Here is an 11,469-nt window from a genome sequence, read left to right as displayed (position 1 = left end):
CAGAAGTGGGAGGAATGGAAGATGGGCATTGAAGTAGACATCATTTTTAAAATCGCAGGAGTGGGCTTAGTTGTCGCCTTTTTGCATACGATTCTTGATCAAGTTGGAAAAAAAGAATATGCCCAGTGGGTTACTTTATTCGGCTTTATTTATATTTTGTTTATGGTTGCTTCTATTGTAGAAGATTTATTTCAAAAAATTAAATCGGTCTTTTTGTTCCAGTAAAGGAGGGGATGCGTCATTGAGATCATAAAGATTGTTGGGATTGCTCTCGTGGCTGCTTTTCTTGCTTTAGTTGTAAAAGAACAAAAGCCGAATTTTGCTTTTTTATTAGTTGTTTTTGTAGGCTGTTCTATTTTCTTGTTTTTAGCAGACAAAATTTATGAAATTATTATGATGCTTGAAAAGCTGGCCATTAATGCAAATGTAAATACGGTTTACTTAGAAACGATTCTTAAAATTATCGGCATTGCCTATATTGCTGAATTTGCCTCTCAGATTACGAAAGATGCCGGCCTTGGCTCATTGGCTTCTAAAATTGAGTTAAGTGGGAAAATTTTAATTTTAGCGATGGCCATTCCGATTTTAACGGTCATTATCGAAACCATCTTACAGATGCTCCCAAGTTAATGAACAATTTCTACTAGTCGATGAGGTGAAGTTATGAAGCAGCGGCATCTTTTTTTTATCGTCGTATACACGCTGTTCCTTTTTTTTCAAACGACCGTTGGACAGGCTGCTGAAGAAGATGAATTGAAACAAGAGCCAATTATGCAGTCGGATTTAGTACAAGATCAACTTGAGAGAATTGACTTTGAAGAGTTAAAAACCTTTTGGGATAGCGTAATTACAGAGTATGGTGGTTTTTTGCCAGAAAGTCAAAAAGGCAGCTTTATGGATTTTGTAAGTGGAGAGAAGCAATTTTCCTTTAGCGAGTGGTTTAAAGGCATCGCTAAGTTTGTCTTTCATGAGCTGCTTGTAAATGGAAAGCTGCTTGGTTCGCTTCTTTTGCTGACAATCTTTAGTATGTTTTTGCAATCTTTACAAAATGCTTTTGAACAAAGCTCCATTAGTAAAGTCGCGTATGCCATTGTGTATATGGTGCTCATTATATTAGCGTTAAATAGCTTTCATGTAGCAATGGAATATACGAAAGAGACCATTGACATGATGACTTCCTTTTTAATGGCGCTTATTCCTTTGTTACTTGCGTTAATTGCTACTTCGGGAGGGTTGATTTCAGCCGCTTTTTTTCACCCGCTTTTGATGTTTTTGATGAATACAAGCGGCATTTTAGTTCAATATGTCGTGCTGCCGCTCTTATTTTTTTCGGCGATTTTAAGCATTGTTAGTACACTTACCGATCATTATAAAGCGACGCAGCTTGCCCAGTTATTGCGAAACTTTGCCATCGGTATTCTCGGTGCATTTATGACGGTTTTTCTGGGGGTCATTTCCGTACAAGGAACTTCTTCGGCTGTAGCTGATGGCGTGACGATTCGGACAGCTAAGTTTATAACAGGAAATTTTATTCCGGTAGTTGGCCGAATGTTCACCGATGCTACAGATACGGTCATTAATGCATCGGTCTTATTAAAAAATACAGTGGGAATGGCTGGAGTTGTTATTTTATTAGCGATTATCACATTTCCTGCACTTAAAATTTTAATGATTTCATTTATTTATAAGTTAGCAGCGAGTTTACTGCAGCCGCTCGGTGGAGGCCCGGTTATTGCTTGTCTCGGTATTATTAGCAAAAGTATCATCTTTATTTTTGCGGCGCTTGCGATTGTTTCACTTATGTTTTTTTTAAGTATTACCGTTATTATTGCTGCGGGGAATATTACGCTCATGGTTCGTTAGAGAGGAGGAGATATCGTGGATTTTTTAGCTAGTTGGATTTCGAATATTATTATCTTTATTCTATTAGCGACCGTAATCGATATGCTTCTTCCGAACTCAGCTCTGCAAAAGTATTCAAAAATGGTGATTGGGCTGCTGCTTATAGCGGTTATTATTACCCCAATTTTACGTTTACTTCATACAAATTTTGACGATGTTCTAGCCTCTGCGACGATTCAATTTGAACAGGGAGAGGCTCAGTCACTTGGAAATTTAACAGAATCGAAGAAAAAAGAAATACAAGCTGCCCAAAGTGCATATATTTTAGAACAAATGGCTGTCCAATTACAAGCAGAGGCAGAAGAGGAGCTGATGGAGAAGTATCAAATGGAGATTCAGGATATTCAGGTAACTGTTAAGGATGAAGAGAAACCGGAACCAGAGAATTTACAGCATATTACGATTAGCCTATCAGAAGTAAAAGAGGATGAAACCATTGAAGCCATTGCGAAGGTAGAGATTGATACAAAGCGTGCTGTTGTGACAGATGATGCACGCTATGCAGATGTGAAACAATTCCTAGCAAATACTTGGTCCATTGATGAAGAAATGATTCAAATTGCCGGGGAAAGGAGGGACTAAACCATTGAAAAATGAAAAAGGTCCATTATCCTGGCTCACTCAATTTTTGAACAAACATAAAAATCAAAAGGATAAAAAGCCATCACTCTATGTATATGTCTTTATCATCGTTCTACTTGGAATGGGGATTATGATGGTCGGTAATTTATTTACGGCTAATCAACCGGAACAAAATGAGAACCTTCAATCCGTATTTAACAATAAGGAAGCAACAAAAGACACCGAAGAAGTATTTGGTCAGAAAAACGAATCAGAATTTAAAACAACACGAGAGTATGAGGTATATTTACAAAATGAGATGAAAGAAGCGCTGGAGATGATTGCGGGTGTCAGTGATGTGAAAGTTGTCATCTATGTGGATGCAACAGAGAAAAAAGAATTTGAAAGAAATAAAGTAACCCAAAAACAGGTGACAGAAGAAGCTGATCAAGAAGGCGGGAAGCGAACGGTAGAAGATACTTCGATTGATGAACAGCTCGTTATTATAAAAAATGGTGATAAAGAGGGTCCAATTGTTGCACAAACGAAAAAGCCTAGTGTTAGCGGTGTATTAGTTGTTGCCAAAGGTGCTGAAAATATCCAAATTAAAAAATGGATTGTAGAGGCGGTAACTCGTGCTTTAGATGTACCAAGCCACCGCGTATCTGTAATGCCTAAAAAATAGGAGGGTGTACAATTATGTTATTGAAAAAACAAACAGTATGGTTATTAACGATGTTAAGTCTTGTCGTCGTATTATCTGTCTATTATTTAACATCTCCTGAAAGTGTAGAAAATGCAGCGACAACCGAACAGCAAAAGAATGAGCAAAATGAAAATGCTATGGTTGGAGACGAAATGGAATCAGAATCAGAATCAGTAGCGAAGCCTGATGCAAATGACACAAAGAAAGAAGAACAATCAGATACAAAGTCAGACACAAAATCAGATGAGAAAGCGGAAAAAGATTCTGAAGCATCCGTAGCGATTACTTCTGGAGACGATACATTTGACGCTTTACGTATGCAAATTGATGATGAACGATCTAAATTAAGCCAAGAATTAACAGAAAAAATGGGGAATACAGAGCTAAGTACCGAGGAAAGAAACGCTGCTTATGAAGCAGTCGAACAATTAAGTGAGATTAAGGTAAAGGAAAATATTTTAGAAGGAATGATTGTTTCACTAGATTTTGATGCGGCTCTTGTACGTGTAGATGGGGACGATGTGAAGGTGACGGTAAAAGCTGAAGAGCAATCGGCAGCTGATGCAAATAAAATTATGCGCCTTGTTCGAGGAGAAATAGAAGAGGCTAACGATATTTCTGTAGAATTCCAGGTAGGGAAATAAGGAAAGAAATAGGATGATCTGATACACAACAGTTTTATAGATTAAAAGAGTAAAGCTTTAGTCCCTTTCGTAATAAAAGAAAGGGACTTTTTTGAAATTTATTAGGAAATATAAAGGATGAGAGAGAGGGAGGATAAAAAGTTATTTGAATTTTAATGAAAATGATGTAAGCGGTTACTTTTTATTGAAGTTTTTAGTTGAATATTCTCACAAATGTTATATTAGAGGTGTTTTTTGAGGTTGTTGATTCAATAATTTGTAAGTTGAGTTTAATTATTACATGGTTGATTTTGGTTTCATGTTGCTGGTTTTTAAGTTAATTATGTATTTTTGATAAACTAATTATTGAATTTTCAGTAGATTGTATCGTATGATGTTAAGGGCTAGATAATAATTTTTTTTACTGATTTGAAAATAATATTCCACAGTAATGAAATCTCTGTTATACTACAGGTAAGGTATTAATTCTTGTAATTTTAAAGAACTAATAGTAATCCGCTCTAGCCATTAAAATATGTGAATTCTTCAGAATTTTTTTGAAGTAAGCGTCTATATTATTAGCGGACGTTTCATGAAAAAAATTATTATGAGGATAGCATTTAGTTTGACAGAGTAAATTTCTTTTAAGGATGTTTTTTCTCTTCGGTGCGGACAGGCTGTAGTTGAGAGTTACTGAAAAGATGCCTCAACCAAAACATTAAAACAAGACAAGGAGTGCCAAGATGAAAGTACAAGAAATTCGTGAAATTATTAAATTAGTTGATCAATCAAACATTAGTGAATTTTCTTTTGAACAAGAGGGTTCAAAAATTAAATTAAAGAAAACAGAAGTAGGTACAGTTGTTTACCCAACAGCAGCTCCAGAAGTGAAAGTTGTAGAAGCTCCAAAAGCTGCTCCAGCACCAGCTGCTGCACCAGTAGAAGCTCCAAAAGCTGCTCCAGCACCAGCTGCTGCACCAGTAGCTGCTGTAGCTCAAGATACAGAAGGATTACATAAAATCACTTCTCCAATGGTTGGAACTTTCTATCAATCTCCATCACCAGACGCTGATGCATATGTAAAAGCTGGCGATAAAGTAACTGGCGATTCAATCGTTTGTATCGTTGAAGCAATGAAACTTTTCAATGAAATCGAAGCAGAAGTAAACGGTGAAATCGTTGAAGTGTTAGTTAAAGACGGCGAGCTTGTAGAATACGGTCAAGCATTATTTTTAGTAAAGCCTGAGTGAGGAGCTGTTCCAAAATGATTAAAAAGGTATTAATTGCAAACCGTGGGGAAATTGCAGTACGTATTATTCGTGCTTGTAAAGAACTAGGGATTGAATCAGTAGCAGTTTATTCTGAAGCTGATAAAGAAGCCCTCCATGTTCAACTTGCTGACGAAGCATATTGTATTGGACCTAAACTATCAAAAGATAGCTATTTAAATACAACGAATATTCTTAGTGTAGCGAAGAAAACAGGGGCTGACGCTATTCACCCTGGTTATGGCTTCCTTGCTGAGAATGCTGACTTTGCGGAGCTTTGCCGTGACGTAAACATTACGTTTATCGGACCAAGCCCAGAAGCAATCAGCCAAATGGGTACAAAAGACGTAGCACGTCGTACGATGGAAGCTGCGAATGTTCCGATTGTACCTGGTACAGAAGGCGTTATCGCAAGCGTTGAAGAAGGTGTAGAGTTTGCTGGTAAAATTGGTTACCCAGTAATCATTAAAGCTACAGCCGGCGGTGGCGGTAAAGGGATCCGTGTTGCAAGAACAGAAGAAGAACTAATTAAAGGCATCAACATCACGCAACAAGAAGCAGCAACAGCTTTCGGTAACCCAGGTGTTTATATCGAGAAATTCATCGAGGATTTCCGCCATGTTGAAATCCAAGTTATGGCTGATAACCATGGCAATGCGATTCACCTTGGAGAGCGTGATTGTACAGTTCAACGTCGTTTACAAAAACTTGTTGAAGAAACTCCATCACCAGCTCTTGACGGTGAATTACGTGAAGAAATGGGGCAAGCTGCTGTAAAAGCTGCGCTTGCAGTTAACTACTCTGGTGCAGGTACAGTTGAATTTATCTTTGATTACAAAGCTCGTAAGTTCTACTTCATGGAAATGAATACTCGTATCCAAGTAGAACATCCAGTTACAGAAATGGTAACAGGTTTCGATTTAATTAAAGAACAAATCAGAGTGGCATCTGGTGAAAAGTTATCGATTTCACAAAAAGATGTAACATTCAATGGTTGGTCTATTGAGTGCCGTATCAACGCTGAAAACCCAGCGAAAAACTTCATGCCTTCAGCTGGAAAGATCCAAAACTATCTTGCACCAGGCGGTTTCGGAGTGCGTGTTGATTCAGCGGCATACCCAGGCTACTCAATCCCGCCATACTATGATTCAATGATTGCGAAATTGATTGTTCACGCTCCAACTCGTGAAGAAGCAATTGACAAAATGAAGCGTGCTTTAAGTGAATTTGTTGTTGAAGGAATTCATACAACAATTCCGTTCCACCTTAAATTACTTTCTCATAATCAGTTTGTTTCAGGAGAATTTAATACGAAATTCCTTGATATTTATGATGTAATGAACTCATAATGTAAAGGAAGATAGGAGGTGCTTGGAATGAGTGAAGTAGAAAATCAATTGCTTGAAGTGACTGACTATAATAGTGGACTTGGCAAAGTTGAAATTGCTCCAGAAGTAATCGAAGTCATTGCGGGGATTGCTGCATCCGAAGTTGAAGGGATTGCCCATATGCGCGGTAATTTTGCGACAGGTGTCGTAGAAAAGCTGGGCAAGAAAAATCACGGCAAAGGTGTTAAAGTCGATTTAACTGGAGAAGCAATTAAAGTAGATCTCTATTGTGTCATGAAGTTTGGAGTCTCTATTCCGAAAGTTGCGCAAGAAGTACAAGATAACATTCGTCAAGCTTTGTTAAACATGACCGCTATTGATGCTGGTGAAGTAAACGTACATGTTGTCGGAATACAATTCGAAAACGCAAAGCAGGAAGCAGATTACGAGCAAGATATTTAATCATTCTAAACGAATCCTCGAAAAACCCGGCTATTCGCCGGGTTTTTTGTCGTAAGGCTGTTTCGTTTTCTTTGAAACATTTGCGAGATGTGTAAGTGCTTGAAGTTATCCTTTAATTCATGTTTATTTTCTGTTAGAGTAGATAAGATGGATGTAAGAAAGTTATGAAAAATGGGCACAGTAAGTTTAATAAAAAGGCCGTGTTACACAATGTTGCTAATTAAAGTATCGTAAATAACAAAGCCGATGAAAAAGAACGATGGATATTATGGGGAAAATAAAGAAAATCTTAATATTTTTGTTTTTTTATAAATTAATGTTCGTCTGTGCAAGCATTTTCAGATATAATAGTAGATGTTAAAGGAGTAATATGATGAAAAGAAGAACAGCACGTGAAAAAGCCCTTCAAGCATTATATCAAATCGATATCGTTGGAGCAGAAGTACAAGATGCGACGGAAAGCGTATTGAATGGTGCAGAACCTGATCACTATTTAGAAACAATAGTCACAGGTGTTACAGGGAAACGTGAAGAATTGGATGAAATCATCCGTGGGAATTTAGAGAATTGGAAATTAGAAAGACTGGCGAATATTGACCGGAATTTACTTCGTATGGCCGTTTATGAAATGGTCTACAGTGAAGATGTTCCTGTTAGTGTTGCAATTAATGAAGCGATTGAGATTGCTAAGAAATTCGGTGACGATCAATCAAGCAGCTTTGTAAATGCCGTTTTATCAAAAGTAAAAGCTCATTTAGGCTTTTAAAAGCTTGGCTAATCGGATGCCACCGCAATTTCTTTTACAGCATAATTATTCTTGGGAGGATACAATCATGACAGCTGAAATTATTAATGGGAAAGAAATTGCACAGGCAGTGAGACAAGAAATTCGTGAAGAGGTAGAACAATTAAAGCAAAAAGGTCTTGTGCCTGGTTTAGCTGTAATTTTAGTTGGAGATAATCAAGCTTCACAGACTTATGTACGTAATAAAGAAAAGGCATGTGCTGATTTAGGTATGCATTCTGTGTTGATTAAAAAACCTGCTACACTTTCACAAGAAGAACTAATTGAAAACATTAATGAATTGAATCAAGATGACTCGATTCATGGGATTTTAGTTCAACTTCCATTACCATCTCATATTAATGAGGAAGCTATTATTGAAGCCATTTCACCGGAGAAAGATGTAGACGGCTTCCACCCAATTAATATTGGAAGAATGATGACAGGACAAAGTGCTTTTTTACCTTGTACCCCATATGGAGTTATGGTAATGCTCAAACATATTAATTATGATTTGGAAGGCAAGCATGTTGTAGTTGTTGGCCGAAGCAATATTGTTGGGAAACCGATGGGACAATTGCTATTAAATGCAAATGCGACAGTAACTTACTGTCATTCTAAAACAAAAGATTTGACTTATTTCACAAAACAGGCTGATGTCATTGTTGCGGCGGTTGGTAGAAGAAATACAATTACGAGCGAGCATATTAAAGAGGGTGCAGTCGTAATTGACGTAGGAATCAACCGAAATGAAGAAGGGAAACTATGCGGAGACGTTGACTATGAAGATGTGTTAAGCAAAGCTTCCTATGTAACACCAGTGCCAGGAGGCGTTGGACCGATGACGATTACAATGCTAATGAAAAACACTATAGAATCAGCTCAAAAAGCATATAGTGTACGTCAATCTGCTTTAAAATGTTAAAAAATCGTTAAAATATTTCGATGAAGCGGTTTCTTGTTTTATAATAACAAGAGGCCGCTTTTTTAATAATGTAAGCAAGTATAAAATGTTTGACACGTTTTAATGTTTAGCTCTAGGCGCCATTGGCTCTATCGTTTAGATAATCGCTTCGGAAGGCAAAGAACGTCTTCTATCAGTGCTTATCTTATGCTTGTCGGCGATAACGGGCGCCTTGCGCTTTTCTTATAAGGAGACGAAATTCAAAATATGAGTGAACAACAATATTTGAGCGTTTCGGCACTAACTAAATATATTAAACGAAAATTCGATGTGGACCCGCATTTACAGCATGTTTATATAAGAGGGGAAATCTCGAATTTTAAGCAGCATACAAGCGGGCATATGTATTTTACGTTAAAAGACGAAAAATCACGTCTTTTAGCCGTCATGTTTTCGGCCCATACTAGAGGGATGAAGTTTGTTCCGGAAAATGGGATGAAGGTACTTGTACGCGGTGACGTAACGGTTTATGAGGCGAGTGGACAGTATCAAGTCTATGTAAAACATATGGCCCCTGATGGAATTGGTGACCTATATTTAGCTTATGAGCAATTGAAGAAAAAGCTTGAGGAAAAAGGAATGTTTAGTGAGCAGCATAAGAAGGTGATCCCTCCTTATCCTCATACTGTTGGGGTTATTACATCACCTACAGGAGCTGCTTTAAGAGATATTTTAACAACGATTAAGCGTCGTTACCCGATTGCCAAAGTGATTATTTATCCTGCACTTGTACAAGGAGTAAATGCTGCGAAATCTATTGCTTTAGCGATATCGAAGGCAAATGAGCGAAGAGAAGCGGATGTGCTGATTGTAGGTCGTGGTGGAGGGTCCATTGAAGAGCTTTGGGCTTTTAATGAAGAAATCGTAGCCGAATCTATCTATGATTCTGATCTGCCTATCATTTCAGCAGTCGGTCATGAAACAGACTTTACAATTGCTGATTTTGTCGCGGACCTGCGAGCGCCAACACCGACAGGAGCAGCTGAGATGGCTGTCCCTCATATGAATGAAGTGCTGGAGCGACTAATGAACCGAAAAAATCGTCTAACACGCTCCATACAGGAACGGATTCATTTCGAATCGAATCGTTTAGCCAGGTTAGAGAAATCGTATGCGTTTCGCTACCCGCAAAAAATGTATGAACAAAAACTAGAGCAACTAGACCGGGCTATGGAGCGTTTACAGAAAAATAGTGAGCGCTATTTTATGAATAAGAAAGAAGCATTAGAACAAATAGATGCCACCTTAAGACGTCAGCATCCTGCAGAAGCTCTTCAACGCTCAAAGCAATCATTAGAGCAGCGTCATAAAAATTTGAATCGCGCCATGATGGCTATTTTAAAACAAAAAACTCAATCATTTGTTCATATAACCTCGACTTTATCGGCCGTCAATCCTCTGCAAATTATGGAAAGAGGATACGGGCTAATCTTTGGGGAAGATGAGAAGCTCATTAAAAGCACGAAGCAAGTGTCTAAAGGAGATAAGATTTCTGTCTCGATTAAGGATGGTACACTTACATGTAAAATTGAAGAAATTCAAGGGGAGGTAGAGTCGTGAAGAATCAACAAGAGCTTTCATTTGAAGAAGCAATGGAAAGTTTAGAACAAATCGTAGAAAAGTTAGAGGAGGGAGATGTCCCTTTAGAAGAAGCTATCTCGATTTATAAACAAGGAATGAACTTATCTCGTCTTTGTCATATGAAACTGAAATCGGTAGAAGATCAATTAACGGAAATCTTAAATGAAGATGGACAATTAGAGAGTTTTACAACTGTAGAGGAGGAAACACCGTGATGCTAGACTATGCTACGTTTTCCAGAGAATATAAGGCGGTTATTGAGAAGGAAGTTGTTGAGTATGTGAGAAAGTTGCAGGCACCTTCTATTGTGAAAGAAGCAATGATTTATTCATTAGAGGCAGGGGGAAAACGAATTCGTCCAATGCTTACTTTTGCTGTATTAGCTTCCTTTGGTCGAGATATAGAACGTGCTATTCCGGTCGCTGCTGCCATTGAGATGATTCATACTTATTCATTAATTCACGATGATTTACCTAGTATGGACGATGATGATCTTCGTCGTGGTAAACCAACGAATCATAAAGTTTTCGGTGAGGCCGTTGCTATACTTGCCGGTGATGCATTACTTACATATAGCTTTCAATTAATTGCAGAGATGACTCATTCTGAAGTAACTCCAGAGATGAAATTAGAATTAATTTCAGAAGTTAGTAAATCTGCAGGAGCTGAAGGAATGGTCGGTGGTCAAATTGCAGATATGGAAGGGGAAAATAAGCAATTGACCCTTGAACAGCTAGAATACATTCACGAACATAAGACAGGTAAACTATTAGCAGCTAGTATTTTATCCGGTGCTATTTTAGCAGGAGCGAGCGTCGAGCAGCGTCAGCATTTACGGCAGTTTGCTTTTCACTTAGGACTGGCCTTTCAAATCCGCGATGATATTCTCGATATTGAGGGAACGGAAGAAGTACTTGGCAAACCGGTCGGCAGCGATACGACTAATCATAAAAGTACTTATCCAGCACTGCTTACGTTACAAGGTGCAAAGGAGAAGTTAGCAGAGCAGGTTCAATTAGCTCAAGACGCATTAGCAGAGACTAAGTTGCCTACAATGATTCTACTTAGTGAACTGACTGATTTAATCGCAAACCGCAACCATTAATTTGTGTAACGAATTTGTGATGAATTAAGGTTTATGCTATAATTGTAATGCGAAAATATGTGGAACTAATTAAATTTGTGATGATTGTATACAGTCGCCGAAATCATTTTGGATGCAGGCGGCTATTTTTACTATTGGCTGTGTTTCATCATATCGTTAATCAACCTTATCGTATACTAAAGCCT

The 11,469-nt window shown here is 38.0% G+C and carries 14 protein-coding genes; all 14 read left to right on the top strand.

The window, feature by feature from the left end; genetic code table 11:
- Window positions 1–21: 21 nt before the first annotated feature.
- The 14 genes from spoIIIAC (at window position 22) to BAOM_RS16895 (ending at window position 11,284) form a co-directional block, all read left to right on the top strand.
- On the top strand, window positions 22–225 hold the full coding sequence (spoIIIAC, locus tag BAOM_RS16960; RefSeq protein ID WP_110927473.1) for a stage III sporulation protein AC: 204 nt from the start codon (window positions 22–24) through the stop codon (window positions 223–225).
- 15 nt (window positions 226–240) lie between these two features.
- Window positions 241–630: a stage III sporulation protein AD gene (spoIIIAD, locus tag BAOM_RS16955; RefSeq protein WP_257467714.1), complete on the top strand. Its 390-nt coding sequence runs from the start codon at window positions 241–243 to the stop codon at window positions 628–630.
- Window positions 631–663: 33 nt separating this feature from the next.
- Entirely contained in the window at window positions 664–1,863 is a 1,200-nt protein-coding gene (gene spoIIIAE, locus BAOM_RS16950; protein ID WP_127761295.1) for a stage III sporulation protein AE, read from the top strand.
- A gap of 15 nt (window positions 1,864–1,878) precedes the next feature.
- Window positions 1,879–2,484 carry a stage III sporulation protein AF gene (gene spoIIIAF / locus BAOM_RS16945; RefSeq protein ID WP_127761294.1) on the top strand — a complete coding sequence of 202 codons (606 nt, stop codon included), beginning with the start codon at window positions 1,879–1,881 and terminating at the stop codon, window positions 2,482–2,484.
- 4 nt (window positions 2,485–2,488) lie between these two features.
- A complete protein-coding gene (gene spoIIIAG, locus BAOM_RS16940) occupies window positions 2,489–3,148 on the top strand; it encodes a stage III sporulation protein AG (protein WP_127761293.1) in 660 nt (219 codons plus the stop codon).
- Between the two features lie 14 nt (window positions 3,149–3,162).
- Window positions 3,163–3,813 (top strand): SpoIIIAH-like family protein, encoded by a 651-nt coding sequence (locus BAOM_RS16935; protein WP_127761292.1) that lies wholly within the window; start codon window positions 3,163–3,165, stop codon window positions 3,811–3,813.
- A 722-nt stretch (window positions 3,814–4,535) separates the two neighbouring features.
- A complete protein-coding gene (gene accB, locus BAOM_RS16930; protein ID WP_127761291.1) occupies window positions 4,536–5,042 on the top strand; it encodes an acetyl-CoA carboxylase biotin carboxyl carrier protein in 507 nt (168 codons plus the stop codon).
- A gap of 14 nt (window positions 5,043–5,056) precedes the next feature.
- Complete coding sequence (accC, locus tag BAOM_RS16925; RefSeq protein ID WP_127761290.1) at window positions 5,057–6,409, top strand: acetyl-CoA carboxylase biotin carboxylase subunit; 1,353 nt, start codon at window positions 5,057–5,059, stop codon at window positions 6,407–6,409.
- A gap of 27 nt (window positions 6,410–6,436) precedes the next feature.
- On the top strand, window positions 6,437–6,850 hold the full coding sequence (locus BAOM_RS16920) for an Asp23/Gls24 family envelope stress response protein (protein ID WP_127761289.1): 414 nt from the start codon (window positions 6,437–6,439) through the stop codon (window positions 6,848–6,850).
- Window positions 6,851–7,223: 373 nt separating this feature from the next.
- Complete coding sequence (gene nusB / locus BAOM_RS16915) at window positions 7,224–7,616, top strand: transcription antitermination factor NusB (protein WP_127762615.1); 393 nt, start codon at window positions 7,224–7,226, stop codon at window positions 7,614–7,616.
- Window positions 7,617–7,683: 67 nt separating this feature from the next.
- The gene (folD, locus tag BAOM_RS16910) at window positions 7,684–8,559 is read left to right on the top strand and encodes a bifunctional methylenetetrahydrofolate dehydrogenase/methenyltetrahydrofolate cyclohydrolase FolD (protein WP_127761288.1); all 876 of its coding nucleotides are present in this window, start codon (window positions 7,684–7,686) and stop codon (window positions 8,557–8,559) included.
- A gap of 246 nt (window positions 8,560–8,805) precedes the next feature.
- Window positions 8,806–10,158 carry an exodeoxyribonuclease VII large subunit gene (gene xseA / locus BAOM_RS16905; protein WP_127761287.1) on the top strand — a complete coding sequence of 451 codons (1,353 nt, stop codon included), beginning with the start codon at window positions 8,806–8,808 and terminating at the stop codon, window positions 10,156–10,158.
- Window positions 10,155–10,394: an exodeoxyribonuclease VII small subunit gene (locus tag BAOM_RS16900; protein ID WP_127761286.1), complete on the top strand. Its 240-nt coding sequence runs from the start codon at window positions 10,155–10,157 to the stop codon at window positions 10,392–10,394. The genes xseA and BAOM_RS16900 overlap by 4 nt, the downstream gene beginning before the upstream one ends.
- Window positions 10,394–11,284, top strand: a complete 891-nt coding sequence (locus BAOM_RS16895) for a polyprenyl synthetase family protein (RefSeq protein WP_127762614.1) — start codon at window positions 10,394–10,396, stop codon at window positions 11,282–11,284. The genes BAOM_RS16900 and BAOM_RS16895 overlap by 1 nt, the downstream gene beginning before the upstream one ends.
- Window positions 11,285–11,469: the final 185 nt, after the last annotated feature.

Source organism: Peribacillus asahii, from assembly GCF_004006295.1.
In the GTDB taxonomy this organism is placed as follows: Bacteria; Bacillota; Bacilli; order Bacillales; family DSM-1321; genus Peribacillus; species Peribacillus asahii_A.
Note: the sequence above shows the minus strand (reverse complement) of the source record. Positions and strands in the feature narration are given on the sequence as shown.